Consider the following 23,016-nt stretch of genomic DNA (forward strand, 5'->3'; position numbering starts at 1 on the left):
ACGCGTGGGTTCGAGTCCCACATACCGCCCTTGATGATTGGGTTATAGCCAAGTGGTAAGGCAATGGACTTTGACTCCATCATGCGCTGGTTCGAATCCAGCTAACCCAGTTGGAGCGATCCCATCTCAGTTTATTATGGCGGTATAGCCAAGTGGTAAGGCAGAGGTCTGCAAAACCTTCATCGTCGGTTCGAATCCGATTACCGCCTTTCCCGTTTCGGGATGGACTTCCAACAAATCATCTGTTACTAATTGAATTATGCCGGAGTGGCGGAACTGGCAGACGCGCTGGACTCAAAATCCAGTGTCCGTTGAGGACGTGTGGGTTCGAACCCCACCTCCGGTATCGATTGAAATCTCTCAAGTATTGAGAGATTTTTTTTGCATTAAATACTTGTCTAGACCAATGAAGCGTGGTATACTGCTCGGAGTTGACTGATACTGTTGGCACCCCCATTGGAGGCAAGCATGCAATACCACGACCCAACGATTGATCTGTTAGTAGACTGCTTCATGAAAATTCCAGTCAAAGCAGACCCGTATTTGAAGCCCAAGGGCTACGTTGATATAAGTTTAACGATCCAAAATGCCACTATGCAAGATTCATTAACATTGGTTAATCAAGATATTTCGAAGGCCAAAGGTTACTTGGTTAGAGAGGGCACTTGCGCTTTTAAAGTTGTTTATCACGGCATCGGATTGCAGGCAATCCACGGTTTTAAGATTAACAACGGTCGGTACACCTCGAAGTACACTTACGGGTACGACCATGGCGTCAGGTTAGCGAGTCGTGACGAATTTTTGAGCCATCTCGAATCAGCAATTAAACACACGTTCCCAGTCAGACAGGGTGCATTTGTCTTTCCGGAATTGTTATTTTAAACGGTTTAACTTTTGTTAAACCATCTGAAAAGCGCTTAATCGGTTAGCTAGCGATTAAGCGCTTTTTTAGTCGTTATGAATTTTTCTCGACTGGGTTATCCTATCAGTAGGGTGATTTTCCAAAAAGTCACGAACCTGTTGCAGCACACTGGTGGAATCACCATGAAGCAAATCGGAATGCGGAATCAATAATGTGACTGCGCTCAGTTCAGACGCGAGATTGAGCTGTGGCACTATCTCTTCGTCAATTAAGAGCAATGATCTTGGTTCCAAGGCGGTAGGTCGGAAATGGCGCTCTAAAACGACATCAGCATCGAAATCATTAACTTGCAACCAATTCGTTAACTGTTGGGTGAATCGCTGTAGTAATGCATTATCAACAATTGGATTGCCCGTTAAAGTTGGTTGTAGTTGGCCGCTCTGAATGTCACCGACGACTTTAATTTTTATCACACTTGAGGCCCCCACGAGTTGTTTTGAGTGCCATCTTAAGCTATTCGAAACCCCTGCGGGACAAAAGTCGGCGATGTTTTAAACTTTTTTAACCTTAACGGCTAATGATTAAAACGATGACTGTTAAAACGGTTGATAGTAGCGCTAACTGACTAGGGCGCCGCGCTTGTTTTAGCATGATAAATAACCAACCACCAATAATCAGCAATGTAACACTAGTTGCAATTAATGATCTGTGAGTGCTAATGAGCGTTATCAGACAACCAATTGTGCCGCCGATTTCAAGTTGAATCAGATAAGTGGCTGTAAAAAAGGGGGCCAGAAAGATAAAATACAAGCAGATGGGTAAGGCTAATGACACTAAAAAAATGACCGATACATATTGATGATCAATTAAGAAAAAGTTAGTCGCATTCAGCCCAAGTAAAACGGCAGTTGTTAGCAGGCCCCACTCATTGAAAAACCGACTTTTTAACCAGAACAGAAGAGCTAGATCAAGTAAGGTCAGACCCGTGAGCAGCGTCACGCTCAACGGCATTATAAGTAGCCCAACCAACCAACTAACGCTAGTGGTGAGTAACCAAAGTTGACTAAGGCGGGATTGGGCTAGGACCGGTATTATTAATTGGTATAGTGTTCCGAAAATTAAAAAGTTACAAACAATCAACCACGTTATCTGGCTGATTCGGGGCGAATTGTAGGCGCTAAATTGAGTGCTGCTTGCATACAGTATTAGGCCAAATACCTGAAGGCCAGCAAATAAAGTGGTTTGCCAGGTTCTAACACTGTGAAACAGACGAGATAAAGTCGCTTTAAGCATAGTTTTCCTCACAATTTTTAGATAGTATAATCGTAAACTTAAAACCGAAACTGGTCAACGAAAACAAAATTTGCGTGTGAAAAAAAGCGCCAGTTATGTTAAGCTAGTTAGGTTATAAGTCTATTCCCGATAGGATTCACATTTTTGTGAAGCTGCCTTGTAACCGTCTAATATCAGAATTGGGGGAATTTATTCATGCAAGAAAAACACTTATTCACTTCAGAGTCAGTTTCTGAAGGGCATCCAGATAAGATTGCTGACCAAATCAGTGATGCGATTCTTGATGCCATGCTCGAGCAGGATCCAGATGCTCGGGTGGCCTGTGAAACATCTGTGACCACGGGACTGGTTTTAGTATTTGGCGAAATCTCGACGAGCGCTTATGTCGATATTCAACACGTCGTTCGTGAAACCATCAAAGAAATCGGTTATACCGATGGTAAGTACGGCTTTGATGGTGATAATTGTGCGGTGATGGTTGCGATTGACGAACAATCACCTGATATCGCTCAAGGGGTCGATGACTCACTTGAGACGCGCGAAGGCGACGCCGACCCGTTGGATCAAATTGGGGCCGGCGACCAAGGGTTAATGTTTGGCTATGCAATCGATGAAACGCCAGAGTTGATGCCACTCGCTATTTCCTTGTCTCATCGTTTGATGCGGCGAATTGCGGCGCTTCGAAAAGACCACGTCCTTGATTATTTAGGGCCCGATGCCAAGGCGGAAGTCACGGTTGAATATGATGATGCCGGACATCCAAGTCGAATTGATACGGTTGTTCTCAGTACCCAACACGATGCTGAGGTTTCACTTGAGACGATTCGAAAAGACGTGATTGAGCAAGTCATTAAGGCTGTTATTCCGGCTGAGTTGCTCGATGATGCGACGCGGTATTTGATTAACCCAACCGGCCGTTTCGTCATTGGCGGTCCGCAAGGAGATGCCGGTTTGACCGGCCGTAAGGTCATCGTCGATACTTACGGTGGTTATGCCCACCACGGCGGCGGGGCCTTTTCCGGAAAGGACGCCACAAAGGTGGACCGATCTGCTAGTTATGCGGCCCGGTATATTGCAAAAAACATTGTTGCTGCCGGTTTAGCTCACCAAGTTGAGGTCCAGTTAGCTTATGCTATTGGCGTCGCCGAACCTGTTTCGATTTCGATCAACACTTTCCAGACGAGCACTGTTTCCGAGAGTGATCTTATTAGCGCGGTTCGCAAAATCTTTGATTTGCGGCCTGCCGGGATTATCAAAATGTTGGATCTTAAACGACCAATTTACAAACAGACGGCTGCGTACGGTCACTTTGGTCGGACCGATATTGACTTACCGTGGGAACACACGGATAAGGTTGGTGCGTTAAATGCAGCGTTGAATGTTGCCTCAAAACAAAACTAATTAATAAATGACGGTCGCCTTGGTGATCGTCATTTTTTCGGGCGAGAGTCGTTGTTGTACTCTTAATCCCACTGGGGGGACGGGCCAGTGGACTTATCAGGAGAAAACTCATGTCCAATCGACAAACAAATGTATTACTTGTCACAGTTGCTATCTTTATTGCGACCTTTATGTCGGCAATTGAAGGCACTATCGTTTCAACTGCAATGCCAACAATTGTTGGCGATCTGCAAGGCGTGTCATTAATGAATTGGGTCTTTTCAATCTTTTTGCTGACCAATGCAATTGCGACGCCACTTTACGGCAAGGTTGCAGATATGCTCGGTCGAAAGCGGGTCTTCTTGTTTGGCCTCACCGTTTTTGTCGCTGGGTCAGTTTTGTCTGGGCTCTCCACGAGCATGGCGAGTTTGATACTGTGGCGAGCGGTTCAGGGAATTGGTGCCGGTTCCATTATGCCAATTTCATTTACCATCATTGCGGATATTTACCCGGTTGAAAAGCGGGCAAAAGTAATGGGGTTTAACGGTTCAGCTTGGGGTATTGCCTCCATTGTCGCACCGTTACTTGGCGGTTTCATTGTCGATCACCTCACGTGGCACTGGATTTTTTTCATCAATCTGCCGGTAGGACTGTTAGCCTTTGCGATGATTGCAATCTTTCTGAAGGAGACGCGTGTCCCTGGAAAGTTGGTGATTGACTGGCTGGGGAGCATTTTGCTGACCATTGGACTATTAGCGTTAATGTACGGGTTTCAAGTGTTAGGCGAGGCGACCCCAAATTGGGCTATTTTCGCGCTTTGTTTGATCGTCGCCGTTTTAGCAATGACGGTGTTTATTTGGCATGAAAAACGCACAGCTAACCCGATTATTCCGCTTTTTCTATTTAGCAATCGAACGTTTGTGACGCAGAATTTAGTAGCTGCTGTTGTCAGTGGCTATCTGATGGGATTCGAAGTTTATCTGCCCACTTGGATGCAAGGATTACTCGGTTTACCCGCGTCAATGGCTGGGTTTGTCGTGACACCGAGTTCTATTTTATGGATTTTTGGGTCCTTTTTAGCTGGGCGGCTCATTGCAGAATGGTCGCCCAGGAAAATTATCAATTTTAGCCTGTTATTTATTCTAATTGGGAGCCTGGCGATGGCACTGGTACCAGGCAATACCGCCTATTGGTGGTTCTATCCAATTGCCGCCATTAGCGGGGTCGGATTTGGGATTACCATTACGACGACAACGGTGACAGCGCAAAGCGAAGCGACGCCAGAGACAATCGGCGTCGCCACTTCTATCAACACTCTCGGTCGGACCCTTGGCCAAACGCTCATGATTTCTGTTTTTGGAATTGTGATGAACCAGTCAATGGCCCGCGGCGTTGCTCAAAACGGGCATGTCTCGATGGAAATGATGAATCAGCTCATTAATCCTAAAACGGCCGTTAACTTACCAAATTCTCTTGTACCGCAACTTCGCGATATTTTGTATTCAGGCCTCCACAGTATTTTTATTGGCGGTCTAGCGCTTATTTTAATCGCTTACATGGTCAATGCTTTTGATCGGCGGCACAAGCTAGAAGACTGACGAATGTAACGTCTTGCGGTATACTTAGAAGTAGGAATTTTGAAAGTGGGGCGGTTAAAATATTTGATCAAAATCGGCAGCGTTATGCAAGTTATGGTGTGGTTAATTCACTTCCCGGCGAAATGATTGATCAGGTTTGGTTCATTATTGATAACGATCTGCAAGGCGTTTTTCCTTTAGCCAAAACCCTCACGTTTAAGTTAGTCAATGACAACAACCGGGTACGGTATAACTATTACGAAAACGAGTCGTTAGTGGCTAGTTTCGACACACCGTTTCCGTATTCTTCAGAAATTCCCGAAGATGTGTGGGCCTATGACGACGGTGAATCTCAGCTGATTTTATTACCAGCAGAGTCAATGCAATAAAAAACAATCAGTCTGTGAACGTTTGTCCGCAGGCTGATTGTTTTTTATTTCCGCTCAACTGCTAAGAGAAAAGGCGGCTCGTGAATTTGATTGATAAAAGCATACTGCAAGACGTTGTAGGTTTGCTGATCCAAGGCTTTCACCGCGGTAAGTAGGGCATCTTGCTCTAAGCGACCAGCAGGATGACCCGGGTAAACGACTACGACGACGAGACCGCCCCGGCGAAGTAGGTTGATCGCTTGCTTAACGGCCTCAAGCGTCGTTTTGGATTGAGTTGTGAGTTGTTTGTCTCCGCCTGGTAGGTAGCCTAAATTAAAGATGGCGCCACCAATTTGCTGGTCGGCTGTTAAGTGGTTTTTGAGGTGCTCATGGCCGTCGTTTATAAGAGTGACCTGCCGCGTTTGGCCAGTTAGGACAAGTTGTGTTTCGGTGGCTTTGAGGGCTTCTTTTTGAATATCAAACCCTAAAACCCGGCCAGATGGGCCAACTAGGGTCGCTAAAAAGATTGTATCATGGCCGTTACCGACCGTTGCGTCAACGACGGTTTCACCTGGGCCGACTGCTTGTTTCAATAAGGCGTGTGCGTAGGTTAGTACTGAATTTAAAGCCATTAAATCCCTCCTTCAGTTCTTTCTATTAGTATAACAAATTATAGCAAAGGCATTGGTATCTTGCATTTTGCTGCGAGCTTTGGTAGCATAGAGACACTTGAATCTATTAAAGACTGATGAGGACTATTAGAAGCGATTCTTTGATGCAGAAAGCGAGTGGTTGCTGGAAACTCGCCAAAGGATGATTCGAACTCGTCTCGGAGTTTTCCTAGCCGAATTTGAGTAAGTTAGGGCGTGTGTTTCGCGTTACGAAATAATTGAGGGCCCAGTTAATTGGGAACAATAGGTGGTACCGCGGAATTTCCGTCCTATAAAAAACCAGTGGTTTTTTATAGGTTTTTTTAGTTTTCAGGCAGTTTTTTATTTGAAAGGGAGCGTTTTGTTTGGCCTACAACCACGACGTCATTGAGCGAAAATGGCAACATTATTGGAAAGAAAATAAGACTTTTAAGACCTACGATGATTCATCCAAGCCGAAGTATTATGCCTTGGACATGTTTCCATATCCTTCAGGTCAAGGCTTACACGTAGGTCATCCGGAAGGCTACACAGCCACCGATATTGTTTCCCGGATGAAACGGATGCAGGGCTACAATGTTTTACACCCAATGGGTTGGGACGCTTTCGGCTTGCCGGCCGAACAGTACGCGCTTAAAACCGGCCATAACCCACGGGACTTTACTGCCCAAAACATCAAAAACTTTAAGCGCCAAATTCGGTCGCTTGGATTTTCATACGACTGGGACCGGGAAGTGAATACGACCGACCCAATGTATTACAAGTGGACACAATGGATTTTTGAAAAACTTTACGAAAAAGGGTTGGCCTATGAAGACGAAATTATGGTTAATTGGGCGCCTGATTTCATGGGTGGGACCGTTGTGGCGAACGAAGAAGTCATTGACGGCAAAACCGAACGGGGCGGCTATCCCGTCTACCGGGTTCCAATGCGGCAATGGGTTTTAAAGATCACCGCTTACGCTGACCGTTTGATTGATGACTTAGATGATTTGGATTGGCCGGAAAGTATTAAGGAACAACAACGAAACTGGATTGGCCGGTCTGAAGGCGCTAGCGTCTTCTTCAAGGTTGCGGGGCACGATGACAAACAAATCGAAGTGTTCACGACCCGACCAGATACTTTATTTGGGGCTTCTTACATGGTTTTGGCGCCAGAACATGAGTTGGTTGATGAAATCACAACGCCAGCCCAAAAAGCGGCAATTGACGCTTACAAGAAGGAAATTGAAAGTCGCTCTGACCTTGAACGAACCGACTTAAATAAAGATAAAAGTGGGGTCTTCACGGGCGCTTATGGGATTAACCCAATTAATGGCGAACAAATTCCCATTTGGATTGGTGACTATGTTCTGGCTTCTTACGGGACGGGGGCCATCATGGCCGTTCCAGCCCATGATGATCGAGATTACGAGTTTGCTAAGAAGTTTGAACTGCCAATCAAGCCTGTAATTGAAGGTGGCGATACAACTCAAGAAGCCTACACGGGCGATGGGGTCCACATTAATTCCGACTTTCTGAACGGCATGGACAAGAAGACAGCGATTAAAGCGGCCATTGATTGGTTGGAAGCTCATCACGCCGGCCAAAAGAAGGTTAATTACCGGTTGAGAGACTGGATTTTCTCACGGCAACGGTACTGGGGCGAACCAATTCCTGTTATTCACTGGGAAGACGGAGAAACAACCTTGGTTCCCGAATCAGAATTGCCGCTTCGACTACCAGCTGCTAAGCAACTTGAACCTTCTGGTACCGGTGAAAGCCCATTAGCCAACCTTGATGATTGGGTCAACGTGGTTGATGAAAATGGTCGGAAAGGGAAGCGTGAAACGAACACAATGCCGCAGTGGGCCGGGAGTTCGTGGTACTTCTTACGCTACATCGACCCGCACAACGAAAATGTAGTGGCTGATCCCGAAAAGTTAAAATACTGGATGCCAGTTGACCTTTATATTGGTGGGGCCGAGCATGCCGTATTGCACTTGCTGTACGCCCGTTTCTGGCACAAATTCTTGTATGATATCGGTGTCGTGCCAACGAAGGAACCCTTCCAAAAATTGGTCAACCAAGGGATGATTCTAGGGACTAACCACGAGAAGATGTCGAAGTCGAAGGGCAACGTTATTAACCCGGATGAAATTGTAGAGGCCTACGGGGCGGATACTTTGCGGGTTTACGAAATGTTTATGGGCCCGTTAGATGCTTCAAAACCTTGGAGTACCGAGGGAATTGCCGGTGCCCATCGCTGGTTAGACCGCGTTTGGCGGTTAATGATCGATGATAATAATCACCTACGTGACCGGGTCACGACCTTTAACGATGGTCAGCTCGATTTGATTTATAATCAAACCGTTAAAACCGTGACTGAAGATTTGACAGCTTTGCGGTTTAACGTGGCCATTTCGCAAATGATGGTCTTTGTCAACGAAGCATTTAAAGCAGATAGTTTGCCACTTGTGTACATGGAAGGGCTCGTGAAGATGCTAGCCCCTATCGCGCCGCACATTACTGAAGAACTCTGGTCATTGTTAGGGCATGATTCAACAATTGCTTACGCTCAATGGCCAACCTTTGACGAATCTAAGCTCGTAGTGGACTCAGTTGAATTGGCTGTGCAAGTTAACGGTAAGGTTCGCGCTCACATTAAGGTGGCGACGGACGCCGAAGAGGATGCTATTAAAGAACAAGCCTTGGCTGACGAGGTCATTAAGAGTTATGTTGAGGGTCATGACATTAAAAAAGTGATCGTGGTACCAAAGAAAATTGTTAATATCGTGGCCAAATAACCCACGACAGAGTTTCGAGTACCAGGTAGGAGTCGACTTTAAGTCGGCTCTTTTTTTTATATTATTAAATACGAACATTGATTAGTTGATATAACCAAATAGTTCTGTTTTAAGTTGACAATTGACGCTTAGCTTGGTACCCTCAAGGTAATCTAATGGATGGGAGATAGTCCTTCATGCAAGTAGCAGTTGTCATGGGTTCAAAGTCTGATTGGCCAATAATGCAGGAAACATCAGCGCTGTTAGACCAGCTTGGTGTGACCTACACAGTTCAAGTTATTTCGGCCCACCGAATGCCGCGGGAGTTACAACAGTTCGGCGAAACGGCAAAAGACGAACATTACCAGGTTGTGATTGCTGGTGCTGGCGGTGCCGCTCACTTACCAGGCATGATTGCCGCTAATACGACGTTACCGGTGATTGGCGTGCCAATCCAAACAAAGGCCTTAAACGGCCTAGACTCGCTGTTATCCATTGTTCAAATGCCAGCAGGAGTGCCGGTTGCAACTGTCGCGATTGGCAACGCCGGCGCAAAGAATGCAGCCATTCTAGCTACTGAAATTGTTGCGCTTCGGGATTCAAAAGTGAGTCAACGGTTGGCTGAGTATCGGTCAGCTCAAACGAAGGAGGCCATCGCTAGTAATGCAACCCTCGAATGATGTGATTTTGCCACCAGCCACAATTGGAATTATTGGGGGCGGTCAATTGGGTCAGATGATGGCACTTGTTGCCAAGTCAATGGGTTATAAGGTCGGGGTATTAGATCCAACCCCAGAGGCGCCGGCAGCGCAAGTAGCTGACTTTCAAATTATCGCCGATTATACCGATGTTAAAAGTTTAACCCAATTGGCGCGCGCCTCAGCTGTCTTGACTTATGAATTTGAAAATGTTGATCAACAGGCGCTTCAGCAAGTGACGGCAATCGCGGCAGTCCCTCAGGGAATTGACCTATTAACGATAACCGGTAATCGGTTGAATGAAAAACGATTTTGCGTGGCTCACGGCCTACCAGTCACGCCATTTTCGGAAATTCACACCATCGGTGATTTAGAACGCGCCCGGCAAGAAATTGGGTGCCCAGGGATTTTGAAAACGGTGACCGGTGGCTATGACGGCCATGGTCAAGTGGACATCAATGAAACCACCGATTTGGAAGCCATCGCCCCACAACTCTCCCAGACAACTTGGATTTATGAGCGCCGGCAAACGTTTGACCGTGAGCTGTCGATCATGGTGACCCAAGACGGCCGCGGCCAAACGGTGACCTTTCCGGTTAGCGAGAATCAACACCGCCACCATATTTTAAAAACGAGTATTGTGGCCGACCAACTTTCACAACCAGTGGTTGACCAAGCACAAAAAATTGCTGGTGAAGTTGCGCAAGCCTTGGCATTGAGAGGGGTGTTGGGAATTGAGTTTTTTGAACGTCCCGATGGGCAGTTGATGATTAATGAGTTAGCCCCGCGACCCCATAATTCGGGTCATTACAGTATTGAGGCTTGTAATGTTTCTCAATTTGAGGCTCATATTCGTAGTATTTGTGGTCTCCCGATACCGCCGATTCAGCAAACTCAAAAAGCGGTGATGGTTAATTTGCTGGGAGATGATCTCGTCATTGCTCGCCAGAAATTAGTCCAGCACCCTGAATGGCATTTTCATGATTACGGGAAACAAACCATTCGAACGGGTCGGAAAATGGGGCACATTACGGTAACCGGCTCAGATCTTGACCCCTTATTGGTATCAACTCAGGATTTTCGATAGGAAGGATGACTTTTCTAGTGGCCACGTTAATAACAGAGGGTAAGGCAAAACAACTATATACAACTGAAAATGAGGAAGTCGTCCGTGTCCATTATTTGAACCAGGCAACCGCATTGAATGGTAAACGCAAGGAATCGGTTGCGGAAAAGGGACTAGTCAATAACGAAATTGATAGTCTTATTTTTAATTATTTAAACGAATCTGGAATTAAGACGCATTTCATTGAAAAAATCTCAGCAAGTGATCAACTGGTTTATAAAATGCAGATGGTGCCGTTAGAAGTGGTGATTCGTAATTTTGCGTCCGGTAGTTTTCAAAAAAAGTTTCAAGTGGCCTATCTCAAACCGTTTGATCGACCGGTCCACGAATATTACTTAAAAAGCGACGCCTTAGATGATCCGTTTATCAACGAGTCCCAAATTCAAGCATTAGCTTTGGCAACCCCAGCTGATTTAGCCGTGATTAGTCGGCTGGCAGAGCAAGTCAATATGGCACTGCGACAATTGTTTGCAAAAATTGATATTGATCTAGTCGATTTTAAGTTGGAATTCGGTAAAACCCCGGATGGTGAAATTCGGGTAGCCGATGAGATTTCGCCAGATTCGTGCCGATTAGTCGACCAAGAAACTCACCAGTCACTGGACAAAGACGTTTTTCGGCATCGGAGCGGCGACGTCATGAGCGGTTACCGAACGGTGTTGGATCGATTGTTAGCGGTTTTGAACTAAGGAGGCTAAGTCATGTATCTCGCATCAATTATGATCACTATCAAACCATCTATTTTAGACCCTGAAGCTGTAGCCATAAAAAAAGCGCTGAATCAGTTAAACGTCGCGACAGTTGCACAGGTTAAACGGGGTCAGCACTTCGAATTAACCCTGGCGGCTGATTCATTGACGGAGGCTGAGACAATTGCGCGTCAGTTGTGTGATCAATTATTAGTCAATCCCACAATGGAGACCTACGTCCTTGAAGTCAAAGAGATGGCGGTGAACTCATGAAAGTGGCAGTCGTGACTTTTCCTGGTTCCAACTGTGATCAAGATTTAATCTCAGCTGTCCGCGACGGCCTCGGTGAAGCGGCCGTTTTGGTGCCCCATACTGCGACGTCTCTAGCCGGTGCGGATGCCGTCTTTTTGCCTGGCGGCTTTTCTTACGGGGACTACTTAAGATGTGGGGCAATTGCGAGTCGGACCCCAATTATGGCCGCTGTCAAGGCGTTTGCTCAGGCAGGCGGTCCTGTTCTAGGTATTTGTAATGGTTTTCAGATTCTGACGGAAGCTGGGTTACTACCTGGGACGTTACAACGGAACGCCAAAGGTCAATTTGTTTGCGACTGGACCACACTCGAAGTCCTGAATACGGCCACGCCATTTACCAATCAACTGTCGCAAAATACAACTATTCGACTTCCGATTGCCCACGGCGATGGCAACTTTTACTGTGATGCGACCACGTTTGACCAACTTCAGCAACATCACCAGATTGTTTTCAAATATACTGACAACCCTAATGGTAGTGTCCACAATATCGCAGGAATCACAAATCAAGCCGGGAATGTGCTTGGGATGATGCCGCATCCGGAGCGGGCGATGGATGAGTTACTTGGTGGTGCCGACGGCCGATTATTGCTTCAGTCTCTTCAGACAACCTTACTAAGGATGGTGTAGCATGCAAGCCACGTCAACGACGATTTCACCAGAGGAAATTAAAGCCCAAAAGCCGTATCTCGAGTGGGGATTAAGCGAAGCGGAATACGATTATATTTGTACCAAATTACTGCACCGTTTACCGAATTATACCGAAACTGGCCTGTTTGCGGTGATGTGGAGTGAACATTGTTCATATAAAACATCTAAGCCTGCGTTGAGAAAGTTTTGGAATGCTGGCAGCCGTGTTATTCAAGGGCCTGGCGAGGGGGCCGGAGTACTGGATATTGGTGACAATCAGGCGGTTGTATTCAAGGCTGAAAGCCACAATCATCCAAGTTATGTCGAACCCTTTCAGGGCGCAGCCACGGGGGTTGGCGGCATTATCCGTGATATTTTTTCAATGGGTGCTAAGCCGATTGCCAGTCTAGACAGTTTACGATTTGGCGAGTTAACTGATGTTTCGAATCAACGGTTGCTCAAATCCGTCGTTGAAGGAATTGCCTTCTATGGAAACTGCATCGGTATTCCAACAGTCGGTGGCGAAATTGCATTTGACCAGGTTTATCGGCATAATCCGTTGGTTAACGTTATGAATGTGGGGCTGATGGACCAGTCTGATTTAAAGTTTGGCCGAGCAGTGGGTGCTGGTAACGCCATTATTTATGTCGGGGCTAAAACGGGGCGAGATGGGATTCACGGCGCGACTTTTGCCTCCAGTGACTTTAGCACGGAAAAAGACTCGGATCGATCCGCGGTTCAAGTTGGCGATCCGTTTATGGAAAAATTGCTGACGGATGCCTGTTTAAAGATTATTCACGATCACGCTGACAAACTGCTAGGAATCCAAGATATGGGCGCAGCTGGGTTAGTTTCATCATCAGCTGAGATGGCCGCTAAGGCAGGTAGTGGTGTGACGTTGGACTTAGATCAGGTACCTCAACGGGAAACGGCGATGACACCGTACGAAATCATGCTTTCAGAATCTCAAGAAAGGATGCTACTGTGTGTTAAAAAAGGGGCTGAGGCCACCATTTTAGCTATTTTTAAGTCCTTTGGATTGGATGCCGTTGTGATTGGTCAGGTGACAACGGACAACCAGTACCAGTTACACCATCAAGGCGAACTGGTATGTGATATCCCGGTGGCCGCACTGGTTGACGATGTTGTCGAGGTCCATTCGGAAAAACGGGCACCATTCAGCGCCACCCGAGAGGCGGTGGTGCCTGTTGTTGATAATCCCGGGACCACGCTGCTGACGCTTTTACAACAACCTACAATTGGCTCTAAACGATCGGTTTACCGTCAATATGACACTCAGGTGCAGGCTAACACAATTATTACTCCTGGTAGCGATGCCGCGGTTGTCCGGGTGCCGCATACCCAAAAAGCGCTGGCCATGACCATGGACTGTAACGGGCGGTATTTGGCCGTAGACCCGTATAAAGGCGGGCAAATTGCCGTCAGTGAAGCGGCACGAAACGTTGTAGCGAGCGGCGCAATTCCAATTGGCGTGACCAATTGCTTAAACTTTGGCAACCCGGAAGACCCCGAAGTTTTTTGGGCGCTAGATCAGGCAGTTATGGGAATTAGTGAAGCTTGTCGGCGGTTTGATGCACCGGTTATTTCGGGTAATGTGTCACTATATAACGAAACGGACGGTCGACCCATATACCCAACTCCGGTTATCGGAATGGTCGGACTAATGACGTCAGTAGACTGGTTAACCACGCAGACCGCCAAAAACGTCGGCGATATCGTTTACGTGATTGGCGAAACTCGGGATGATTTTGCCGGTAGTGAGCTGCAAAAATACCAGTCAGGGACACCGCAGGGTCAGCTTCACTTTGATTTAGATCAGGAGGTTGCCAATCAGCAGCTTGTCACTACGGCTATTCACCAGGGCTTACTACAAAGTGCGCATGACCTAAGTGAGGGCGGTCTAGCTGTTGGTCTCGCCGAACTTATCATGGGAACGCAGCTCGGGTTGAAAGTGGCTTTAAAGCTGTCAGCGGCCCAGTTATTCTCAGAAACCCAGTCTCGATTTGTGGTGACGGTAACGGCTGAAAACCAAAAACGATTCGACGCATTGGCCGGTGATCAGGCAACTATAATTGGCCATGTGACGGCTACTCAAGAACTTGAAGTTCAAGTTCAAGACGGTCAGATTTCAGAGGATGTGGCTAAATTAGAGGCAGCATACGGAGGCGCGTTAGCATGGCTTACGAAATAAAAGGGTTGAACGAAGAGTGTGGCCTATTTGGGGTTTGGCATCATTCCAATGCGGCGGCAACCACTTTTGATGGGTTACACAGTCTGCAACACCGGGGGCAAGAAGGGGCCGGCATTTTGACCCATGAAGGTGCGAATTTGCACCGGGTGCGGGGGTTAGGTTTATTGGCGGAAGTTTTTTCCGACCCTGAAAAGATTAAATCATTGCCTGGAAATGGGGCGATTGGTCATGTTCGGTATGCGACTGCTGGTAATCACGGACTCGAAAATATTCAACCAATGCTGTTTAACGATTCCCGGTTTGGTGCGTTTGGATTGGCGCATAACGGCAACCTAACAAATGCGGTGGCCCTTCGCCGATTGTTAGCCACGAAAGGGGTGGCCTTTCAAGCGAGCTCAGATAGTGAACTCTTGGGCGATCTAATTACGAAAGAGCCCACTGATAATTTTATTGAGGCGGTGAAAGCGGCGTTGACCGTTGTTCGTGGCGGATTCGCCTACCTTGTAATGACGCCGAACTGCCTAGTGGCGGCTTTAGATCCAAATGGGTTTCGACCTTTAGTGATGGGGACATTACCCGATGGCGGGACGGTTATTTGCAGTGAAACGTGTGCTCTAGATCAGGTGGGCGCAACCTATCTGAGAGATATTGAACCGGGAGAAATGGTCATTGTTTCTGATGCGGGAATTCGTTTCGAACGCTACACTCAAGCGACCAACCTCACAGTGTGCGCGATGGAATACATCTATTTTGCCCGGCCGGATTCCGTGATTCGCGGGGTGAGCGTGCACGAAGCCCGTCAGCGGATGGGGGCGACGTTAGCGCGTGAACAACCCGTTGAGGCCGACGTTGTTTTGGGGGTGCCCAACTCGTCGCTATCAGCCGCAACCGGTTATGCGAAAGCCAGTGGCCTGCCGTATGATCTGGGGATGATAAAAAATCAGTACGTTGCCCGGACCTTTATTGAGCCGACTCAGGCTAGGCGGGATCGAGGCGTTGCGATGAAGTTAGCGGTTGTTCGCTCAGTAGTTGCTAACAAACGCGTTGTGCTTGTTGATGACTCTATGGTGCGAGGCACCACATGTCGGCACATTGTTCGGCTTCTCAAGCAAGCGGGTGCCAAGGAAGTTCATGTTCGAATCGCCTCGCCCGTGTTAAAGTTTCCTTGCTTTTACGGTATTGATATTCAAACAACGGCTGAGCTCATTGGTGCTAACCATTCTGTCGCCGAAATGACAACGATTATTGGGGCTGATTCTCTGGAGTTTTTAAGTGTGAAGGGGCTAGTTGACGCCATTGGGTTACCTGCCACCAATCAATATCATGGTCTGTGTACCGCCTACTTTGACGGGCACTATCCAACCCCGCTATATGACTATCAGGAGACGTTCGACGCTGAGGCGGAGAAACTCGGCCTATACAAGGGAGTGTGAGCGAGTTTGAAACATGGTTACGAAGAAGCTGGCGTCAACATTGCGGCTGGTGAACAGGCTGTTTCAGAAATTAAAGAAATGGTCAAAACGACCCATGATCATAACGTTTTAGCAGGCATCGGCGGTTTTGGAGCAGAGTATGCGCTCACCGACGTTTTAGCCGGGGTACCAGAGCCAGTATTGGTGTCGGGGACCGACGGCGTTGGAACAAAATTACGGATTGCCATTGAGATGCAAAAACACGACACGATTGGCATCGATTTAGTGGCCATGTGTGCTAATGATATTTTAACGCAGGGCGCTCGGCCACTGTTTTTCCTCGACTACCTTGGCGTTGGTCAACTCAAACCAGCGACGGTTAAACAGATTGTGGCTGGAATTGCGGACGGTTGCCGCCAATCGCATTTATCGTTGATTGGGGGCGAAATGGCGGAAATGCCTGGTATTTATCAGGGAGCGGACTATGACTTGAGTGGGTTTGCTGTTGGTTTAGTGAGTCGGCGTCGCCGGTTAACGGCCGAACGTGTGCAAGCTGACGATGTGGTGGTTGGCTTACCCTCTAATGGCGTTCATTCCAATGGTTTTTCGTTAGTCCGCCACATTGTTGAAACCGCACAGTTAGACCTTCATCAAACCTACCCGGGATTTGACCAACCACTGGGGCTGGAATTACTAACCCCTACGAAGCTCTACTACCAAGCCGTTTACCCACTAATTGAAGCCGGAATTGTCCAGGCCGCCGCGCACATCACTGGTGGGGGATTGGCCGGCAATTTAGCCCGGAGTATTCCGGCGGGGTTAACTGCAGTTATTGACCGTCAGGCTTGGCAGGTGCCTACTATTTTTTCTCTTCTGCAAAGGGCGGGAAAAATTGATGATGATGAGATGCGCCAGGTCTTTAACCTAGGCATTGGTATGGCTTTGATTGTTCGACCGGAAGCGGTGCAGACGGTCCTGAATCGGGTGCCGAACGCCGTTGTCATTGGGAAAATCAAAAAAAGAGGTGAAACCGCCGTTGAACTCAGGTAAACAACCAGTTATTGCTATTTTTGCTTCAGGTAATGGGAGTAATTTTGACGCTCTAATTGCTGCCAAGCTCCCCATGCGAGTCGGTTGCCTGATTTGCGACCAGGCTGATGCGCCCGTAATTCAACGAGCGCAAGGCCACCACATTCCCGTCCAGCTGGTTAACCCGCGCGACTACGACACGAAGGCTGAGATGGAAAAGGCGATTTTAGCCGGACTAAGTGCCCGCCACGTGACGGCTATTTTATTAGCTGGTTATATGCGAATCATTGGTCCCACTTTGCTCGCAGCTTTTCCACGGCGGATTGTTAATATTCATCCTGCGTTGTTGCCTAGTTTCCCAGGGCGGCACGGGATTGAAGATGCCTATCGGGCGGGTGTTACTAAAACTGGTGTCACCATTCACTTTATCGATGCGGGGGTTGATACTGGTCCCGTGATTGCCCAACAGGCGGTGGCCGTATTACCCACGGATACCGTCGAACAGTTGGCCAACAGAATTCATAGCGTTGAACATACATTATATCCTCAAACTATCAGACAACTTATTGAAGAAGGAGTGCTCTAATTGGCTAAAATTGCAGTGTTGAGTGTTTCAGATAAAACAGGAATCGTTGACTTTGCCCGCGACCTCTTAACGTTAGGTTACACCGTTGTTTCAACGGGTGGTACGATGAAAACACTGGTGGCAGCTGGACTTGAAGTAACTGCCGTTGATCAGGTGACCGGGTTTCCAGAAATGTTGGACGGCCGAGTTAAAACATTGCATCCCAGAGTTCACGCTGGAATTTTAGCAAAACGGGAGGTGCCAGCGCACATGACACAATTGGCTGACCATGACATCTCGCCCATTGATCTCGTGTGTGTTAACTTATACCCGTTCAAAGACACGATTGCACGCCCCGACGTTTCAGAACCCGAGGCGATCGAACAAATTGATATTGGCGGCCCATCGATGTTGCGCTCAGCAGCTAAAAATTACCAGAGTGTGCTGGCTGTTTCGATGCCAACTGATTATGATCAGGTGATGACGCGTCTTCAAAATGGGACTGTTGATTTGTCTTTCCGGCGGGAGTTAGCCGCAAAGGTTTTCCGTCAAACGGCGGCCTATGACGCGCTCATTGCTGATTATCTGACTGATGAGCCGTTCCCTGAAAAAGTCACGAAAACCTTCGAAAAAGTTACTGATTTACGATACGGTGAAAATAGTCATCAAACTGCGGCGTACTATAAAGACCCGATTGCGGAACCTTTTTCACTAGCAGGTGCCCATCAGCGCCATGGTAAAAAATTATCGTTTAATAACCTTAGAGATGCAGATGCTGCATTACGGATTATTGCCGAGTTTTCAGCACCTACAGTTGTGGCTCTTAAGCACATGAACCCATGTGGAATTGGAGTTGCCGATACATTATTGGACGCATGGCAACTTGCTTATGATGCAGATCCAATTTCAATTTTTGGTGGGATCATTGTTGTCAACCGTCAAGTCGATTTGGCCACAGCTAAAAAAATGCATGAACTGTTCCTTGAAATTATTATTGCCCCAGGTTTCGATGACGACGCCTACGAAGTTCTGGCCCAGAAAAAAAACTTGCGTTTGCTTCAGCTTGATAGTCTAGCTCTGAAATCGGGTCAAGACTTCGTTTCCGTCCTTGGTGGCGTCTTAATTCAGGATCGAGATACGCAAACGGAACGGGCGGCAGATTTCGAAGTCGTTTCTAAGACCCAACCCACATCCGCTCAGTTGGCCGCTTTACAATTTGGTCAAACCGTGGTTAAGCACGTTAAGAGCAACGCAATTGTTGTGACAACGGCCAATCAAACGCTGGGGGTCGGCGCTGGTCAGATGAATCGGATTGACGCTGTGGAAATTGCGATTGATAAGGCGCAGGATAAACCTGGCTACGAGACCGCGATCCTCGCATCAGATGCGTTCTTCCCGATGGATGATTGCGTGGCCTATGCAGCTGAACACGGGATTAAAGCCATCGTTGAACCAGGTGGCAGTATCAAGGATCAAGCCTCCATTGATAAAGCGGACGAATACGGAATCGCGTTGGTCTTTACCGGCGTTCGGCACTTTAAACATTAGAGGATGGGGGCCATAAAGATGAACCGATGGTTGTTAATTGGAAATGGTGGTCGCGAGTATGTGATTGCCCAAACCCTCGCAAAAAATCCTGAAGTGGAAGTGTTCGTAGCGCCAGGTAATCCGGCAATGGCAGATTTAGAGCGGGTGTCGACCGTCGCTATTTTCCCGGAGGAGGTGCAGCGATTGTTGGCGTTTGCGGTGGACAAACAGGTCCGCTGTACGGTTGTGGGCCCGGAAAAGCCGTTAGCTGATGGACTAGTCGATGCTTTCAGGGCTGCAGGGCTCACCATTTTTGGGCCAACCCGTCAAGCAGCTCAGCTGGAGGCTTCCAAGGTTTTTGCTAAAAAAGTTATGGCAGCGGCGGATGTTAAAACGGCGGATTATCAACAATTTACGGACTTAGAAAAAGCAAAAAGTTACCTTAACCAAATAAAATACCCCCAAGTTCTAAAAGCCAACGGCTTAGCTGGAGGCAAAGGGGTTGTGATCGCACAGTCGTTCAAGGAGGCAGAGACTGCCCTTGAGGAAATTTCACAACTGGCTGGCCCATTTGAATTGCTAGTTGAGACGTTTTTGGAAGGCCAAGAATTTTCGGCTTTTGCGTTGGTCAACGGTCGTCAAGCAGTTTTGATGCCGTTAGCTCAAGATCATAAACGGCTTCGAGATGGGGATGAGGGTCCCAACACCGGTGGTATGGGAGCTTACAGCCCACTACCACAATTCCCATCAGAAACCGCCTCACAGGTCATGACGACAGTGATTCAACCGGTGATTGACCAACTGGCTGCGATGGGGGCGCCGTTTGTGGGTTTCTTGTATGCTGGGTTAATTGCAACAAGTGAGGGTTTGAAAGTCATTGAGTTTAATGTGCGAATGGGGGACCCGGAAACTCAGGTTGTCCTGCCCCAACTGCAAACTGACCTGGGTGCGGCGATTCTAACGCTTTTGGGTGGGCAAAAGCCCCGCCTTGATTGGCAATCTGACAGCATCTATCTGGGAACGGTGATTGCGAGTGCCGGTTATCCCAGAAACGGGAAAGATGGCGTTGCATTACCGGGGATTACGGCTGCGGATGCCATGGTTAGTTATGCCGGGGTAACCACCAAAAATTCAAAATGGGTGAGTCATGGCGGTCGGGTTATGATGGTGACGGTGAAAGCCCCGTCCGTATTAGCCGCCCAGAAACGAGTGAATCAAATTTTGGACCATAATGTCGATCAGCAAGCCTACACTTGGCGTCATGATATCGGACACAGCGCCATTTCATAGATCCTCAAAAAAAGCCTCTGACAAGAAAGTTCGTCAGAGGCTTTTAACTAACGCTGCCAAATCCAATTCAACAGTGCTTTATTGACTTCTAGATTGTGAGCGTGCAACCGACTATGTTGCGCATCTGGTCCGGTAATTTTTTGCGTTTTGTAAGCGGCAACCCGGTTTTCAAGAAGGTAACCGAGCGACAGCGCCGACACATTTGTCACAACGCCATCGGAGTCAGAACCATCGTCTAGATCGCCATAAATATTTAGGACTTTTGCTTGCTTGGGGAACCGGTGAGCTAAGCGCATGAGCAAGCGATATTCTGGATGTAAAATGGCTGGTCGGCCATCGTCATTTAACCGATTTTCGTTGGGATAATCGTCCCATAGGCGACTCAAAGGCGGATATAATGGCTGATTGGACTTGTGATTGTCGATAATACCGTCGTATGGCCCCGCAATTAGGACCGCTCTGTTCAATCTGGGATAGCTAATGTTGTTTCCAACCAGCATATTGTAGTAGGTCCAAGCATACGCGCCCATCGAGTGACCAACAGCGTTATATTGCGTGACGCCGTAACTATCATGAAGCGTTCGCATGACGGTTTTTAACCATTGGGCGTTTCGAAATTCACCGGCCCGGTTATTATCGAAGATGACTTGAATAATTGGGTTGCGCATTCTTGCGTTCAGTCGGCCGCGAATTTTTAACGTCCCATTGTTTCGCACGTGGATGACCATTGTTCGTTTCGCCACGTGAATTTGTTCTGCCGAATCAATTAGTGGAAGTTCAGCTAGTCCGCTACTAGACCAACCATGGACAAAAATGGTCGGGGTGTTTGAGGAGACGAAGTGTTTTTTGACGTAGTCTGCTTGCCGATGCTGGGCAAACAACGTGCCAAGCACCAAACCAATCATCAGACTGATGATAATGGCAATCAGTAGTTTTCGACTTTTCAAGCGTGACTTCCTCCTCTTTTACAACAATAGGCTTATTATAACAGAGAATCAGCGGGAGGTTTTAAAAGGAAAGGTAAAAACTGGTCAGAGACTGATTGATTCGCGTCCGGTTGTTTGACCTGATATACTATTAGTAGAACCACCAAAAAACCGAATGGAGGAATCATTATGACAATTGGGATCATTATTGCGGTTGTTGTCGTCTTATTGGTGATTGTTTATATTAGCCTTTACAACGGCCTGATTAAAGCCCGGACGTACGTACAAGAATCGTGGAGCCAGATTGACGTTCAATTAAAACGGCGTAACGATTTAATCCCTAACTTGATTGAAACAGTTAAGGGATACAGCCACTATGAGCAAAGTACCTTACAAAAGGTGACCGAATTACGAAATCAACTGATTAACACGCCGAGCGGTGATCATCAGCAGGCGATGGCTGTTTCGGATCAATTATCGAATACCTTGAAAAGTATTTTTGCGGTTGGTGAAGCCTATCCAGACTTGAAGGCTGACCAAGAGTACAGTCGCTTGATGGAAGAATTGACCAACACCGAAAATAAAATTGCTTACTCGCGTCAACTTTATAATTCAAGTGTGGCTAGTTTGAACATGAAACTACAATCGTTCCCAAGCAATATCGTGGGTTCGATGCACCATTTCCAACAAGCCGATTACCTTGAAGTACCGGAAGAAGAAAAGACAGCACCAAAAGTTTCCTTCGACAAGTAAGGGGGCGACTTAATTGCTGTTCGATCAAATTGCGCAAAACAAGCGTCGTACCATTTACGTTTTAATTGGTTTTTGTTTGCTCGTGATGGCAGTTGGTGCCGCCGTTGGTTATACGTTTTATAATAGTGCGCCTGGCGGGTTAATCGCCGCCGTTATTTTAGCTGTTGGCTATAGTGCAGTGATGATTGGTAACTCGACCAATGTTGTGATGAAAATGAATCATGCTCACGAAATTTCTGGTACCAATCAATATCTCGATTTACAACATATTGTTGAAGATATGGCTTTGGTGGCTAGGGTGCCAGTACCAAAAGTGTATGTGATTGACGACGAGAGTCCCAACGCCTTTGCGACAGGAAACAACCCTCAGCATGCAGCTGTGGCAGCTACCACAGGCTTGCTGTCGAAACTAAACCGAGAAGAGTTAGAGGGCGTTATGGCTCATGAAATGACGCACGTGCGAAATTACGATATTCGGTTGCAAACGATAGCACTCGCGTTGGCAGCGGTTATTGGGATTTTGGTGAATTTTGCAACGCACTTCTTTTGGTTTGGTAACCGTAAATCCGATTCAAAAAGTGGCCCCTTTGAGGCCATCATGATGGTCGTTTCTTTGATTTTGGTCATTTTAGGACCAATTGCGGCAACAATTGCTCAGCTGGCGCTTTCTCGTAACCGGGAGTACTTGGCAGACGCCGGCGCCGTTGAACTAACTCGGAATCCACAGGGACTCATTGATGCGCTAAACGTTATTTCAGATAGTGCCCCAATGAAAGCAGCTGATGCTAGCAGCGCGGCCTTGTATATTGCTGATCCGTTTAAAAAGAAGCGATCGTGGCAACATTTATTCGATACTCATCCGGCAACGGCTGACCGTATTGCCCGTCTTCAAAAAATGTGAGCGATGGCTTCATGAGTCGGTCAGTAAAAACGACCTGCAATTTTTTGCAGGT

General features: G+C 47.3%; 22 protein-coding genes, 3 tRNA genes, 1 riboswitch and 1 other annotated feature. Of the genes, 21 read left to right on the forward strand and 4 right to left on the reverse strand.

The annotated features are described in order from the left end of the window. The first annotated feature begins 38 nt into the window (after positions 1-38). From FC96_RS00005 to FC96_RS00020, 4 genes are all read left to right on the forward strand, one after another. Positions 39-110 (forward strand) — tRNA-Gln (locus FC96_RS00005). A 28-nt stretch (positions 111-138) separates the two neighbouring features. Next, positions 139-209: transfer RNA gene (locus FC96_RS00010), tRNA-Cys, on the forward strand. A gap of 52 nt (positions 210-261) precedes the next feature. After that, a tRNA-Leu gene (locus FC96_RS00015) sits at positions 262-346 on the forward strand. A gap of 122 nt (positions 347-468) precedes the next feature. After that, positions 469-882 (forward strand): hypothetical protein, encoded by a 414-nt coding sequence (locus FC96_RS00020; RefSeq protein ID WP_054660303.1) that lies wholly within the window; start codon positions 469-471, stop codon positions 880-882. A gap of 66 nt (positions 883-948) precedes the next feature. Here the strand turns inward: FC96_RS00020 and FC96_RS00025 are convergent, their stop codons facing one another. Continuing rightward, the gene (locus FC96_RS00025) at positions 949-1,335 is read right to left on the reverse strand and encodes a hypothetical protein (RefSeq protein ID WP_054660305.1); all 387 of its coding nucleotides are present in this window, start codon (positions 1,333-1,335) and stop codon (positions 949-951) included. 94 nt (positions 1,336-1,429) lie between these two features. Beyond that, complete coding sequence (locus tag FC96_RS12985) at positions 1,430-1,873, reverse strand: hypothetical protein (RefSeq protein WP_056941554.1); 444 nt, start codon at positions 1,871-1,873, stop codon at positions 1,430-1,432. Between the two features lie 389 nt (positions 1,874-2,262). Next, positions 2,263-2,353, forward strand: a riboswitch (SMK box riboswitch). Between FC96_RS12985 and metK the strand changes: the two genes are divergently transcribed. The 3 genes from metK to FC96_RS00045 all read left to right on the forward strand — a co-directional run bounded on the left by metK (position 2,351) and on the right by FC96_RS00045 (position 5,501). Then, positions 2,351-3,556: a methionine adenosyltransferase gene (metK, locus tag FC96_RS00035; protein WP_056941555.1), complete on the forward strand. Its 1,206-nt coding sequence runs from the start codon at positions 2,351-2,353 to the stop codon at positions 3,554-3,556. It overlaps the preceding riboswitch by 3 nt. Positions 3,557-3,666: 110 nt before the next feature. Further along, complete coding sequence (locus FC96_RS00040; RefSeq protein WP_056941556.1) at positions 3,667-5,133, forward strand: MDR family MFS transporter; 1,467 nt, start codon at positions 3,667-3,669, stop codon at positions 5,131-5,133. 122 nt (positions 5,134-5,255) lie between these two features. After that, positions 5,256-5,501: a DUF960 family protein gene (locus tag FC96_RS00045; protein WP_082593161.1), complete on the forward strand. Its 246-nt coding sequence runs from the start codon at positions 5,256-5,258 to the stop codon at positions 5,499-5,501. A gap of 44 nt (positions 5,502-5,545) precedes the next feature. Here FC96_RS00045 and mnmM read toward each other — a convergent pair whose 3' ends face one another. Next, positions 5,546-6,112, reverse strand: coding sequence for a tRNA 5-(aminomethyl)-2-thiouridylate-methyltransferase MnmM (gene mnmM / locus FC96_RS00050; RefSeq protein WP_056941557.1), 567 nt, complete (start codon positions 6,110-6,112; stop codon positions 5,546-5,548). 106 nt (positions 6,113-6,218) lie between these two features. Further along, positions 6,219-6,426 (forward strand) — a binding site (T-box leader). A gap of 69 nt (positions 6,427-6,495) precedes the next feature. Here mnmM and leuS point away from each other — a divergent pair. The 12 genes from leuS to purD all read left to right on the forward strand — a co-directional run bounded on the left by leuS (position 6,496) and on the right by purD (position 20,384). Beyond that, the gene (gene leuS, locus FC96_RS00055; RefSeq protein WP_056941558.1) at positions 6,496-8,916 is read left to right on the forward strand and encodes a leucine--tRNA ligase; all 2,421 of its coding nucleotides are present in this window, start codon (positions 6,496-6,498) and stop codon (positions 8,914-8,916) included. Positions 8,917-9,092: 176 nt separating this feature from the next. Continuing rightward, the gene (purE, locus tag FC96_RS00060; RefSeq protein WP_054660311.1) at positions 9,093-9,575 is read left to right on the forward strand and encodes a 5-(carboxyamino)imidazole ribonucleotide mutase; all 483 of its coding nucleotides are present in this window, start codon (positions 9,093-9,095) and stop codon (positions 9,573-9,575) included. Beyond that, entirely contained in the window at positions 9,559-10,680 is a 1,122-nt protein-coding gene (purK, locus tag FC96_RS00065) for a 5-(carboxyamino)imidazole ribonucleotide synthase (RefSeq protein ID WP_056941559.1), read from the forward strand. The genes purE and purK overlap by 17 nt, the downstream gene beginning before the upstream one ends. A 17-nt stretch (positions 10,681-10,697) precedes the next feature. Further along, a complete protein-coding gene (locus FC96_RS00070) occupies positions 10,698-11,408 on the forward strand; it encodes a phosphoribosylaminoimidazolesuccinocarboxamide synthase (protein WP_370866761.1) in 711 nt (236 codons plus the stop codon). Positions 11,409-11,420: 12 nt separating this feature from the next. After that, positions 11,421-11,681: a phosphoribosylformylglycinamidine synthase subunit PurS gene (purS, locus tag FC96_RS00075; RefSeq protein WP_056941561.1), complete on the forward strand. Its 261-nt coding sequence runs from the start codon at positions 11,421-11,423 to the stop codon at positions 11,679-11,681. After that, entirely contained in the window at positions 11,678-12,349 is a 672-nt protein-coding gene (gene purQ, locus FC96_RS00080) for a phosphoribosylformylglycinamidine synthase subunit PurQ (RefSeq protein WP_056941562.1), read from the forward strand. Before purS ends, purQ begins: the two co-directional genes overlap by 4 nt. Before the next feature lies 1 nt (position 12,350). Further along, positions 12,351-14,561: a phosphoribosylformylglycinamidine synthase subunit PurL gene (purL, locus tag FC96_RS00085; RefSeq protein WP_056941563.1), complete on the forward strand. Its 2,211-nt coding sequence runs from the start codon at positions 12,351-12,353 to the stop codon at positions 14,559-14,561. Further along, positions 14,546-15,994: an amidophosphoribosyltransferase gene (gene purF / locus FC96_RS00090; protein WP_056941564.1), complete on the forward strand. Its 1,449-nt coding sequence runs from the start codon at positions 14,546-14,548 to the stop codon at positions 15,992-15,994. Before purL ends, purF begins: the two co-directional genes overlap by 16 nt. 6 nt (positions 15,995-16,000) lie before the next feature. Then, a complete protein-coding gene (purM, locus tag FC96_RS00095; protein WP_056941565.1) occupies positions 16,001-17,023 on the forward strand; it encodes a phosphoribosylformylglycinamidine cyclo-ligase in 1,023 nt (340 codons plus the stop codon). Then, positions 17,010-17,588, forward strand: coding sequence for a phosphoribosylglycinamide formyltransferase (purN, locus tag FC96_RS00100; RefSeq protein WP_054660313.1), 579 nt, complete (start codon positions 17,010-17,012; stop codon positions 17,586-17,588). Before purM ends, purN begins: the two co-directional genes overlap by 14 nt. Beyond that, positions 17,589-19,115, forward strand: a complete 1,527-nt coding sequence (purH, locus tag FC96_RS00105) for a bifunctional phosphoribosylaminoimidazolecarboxamide formyltransferase/IMP cyclohydrolase (protein WP_056941566.1) — start codon at positions 17,589-17,591, stop codon at positions 19,113-19,115. It abuts the gene before it with no gap. Between the two features lie 18 nt (positions 19,116-19,133). After that, the gene (purD, locus tag FC96_RS00110) at positions 19,134-20,384 is read left to right on the forward strand and encodes a phosphoribosylamine--glycine ligase (protein WP_056941567.1); all 1,251 of its coding nucleotides are present in this window, start codon (positions 19,134-19,136) and stop codon (positions 20,382-20,384) included. A 47-nt stretch (positions 20,385-20,431) separates the two neighbouring features. Here the strand turns inward: purD and FC96_RS00115 are convergent, their stop codons facing one another. Continuing rightward, the gene (locus FC96_RS00115) at positions 20,432-21,331 is read right to left on the reverse strand and encodes an alpha/beta hydrolase (RefSeq protein WP_235804690.1); all 900 of its coding nucleotides are present in this window, start codon (positions 21,329-21,331) and stop codon (positions 20,432-20,434) included. 168 nt (positions 21,332-21,499) lie between these two features. Here FC96_RS00115 and FC96_RS00120 point away from each other — a divergent pair, with 168 nt between their 5' ends. Both FC96_RS00120 and htpX read left to right on the forward strand, forming a co-directional pair. After that, entirely contained in the window at positions 21,500-22,063 is a 564-nt protein-coding gene (locus FC96_RS00120; RefSeq protein WP_056941568.1) for a LemA family protein, read from the forward strand. A gap of 13 nt (positions 22,064-22,076) precedes the next feature. Then, the gene (htpX, locus tag FC96_RS00125; RefSeq protein WP_056941569.1) at positions 22,077-22,964 is read left to right on the forward strand and encodes a zinc metalloprotease HtpX; all 888 of its coding nucleotides are present in this window, start codon (positions 22,077-22,079) and stop codon (positions 22,962-22,964) included. The last annotated feature ends 52 nt before the right edge of the window (positions 22,965-23,016 follow it).

The sequence above is a fragment of the Secundilactobacillus kimchicus JCM 15530 genome (assembly GCF_001433995.1).
Lineage (GTDB): Bacteria > Bacillota > Bacilli > Lactobacillales > Lactobacillaceae > Secundilactobacillus > Secundilactobacillus kimchicus.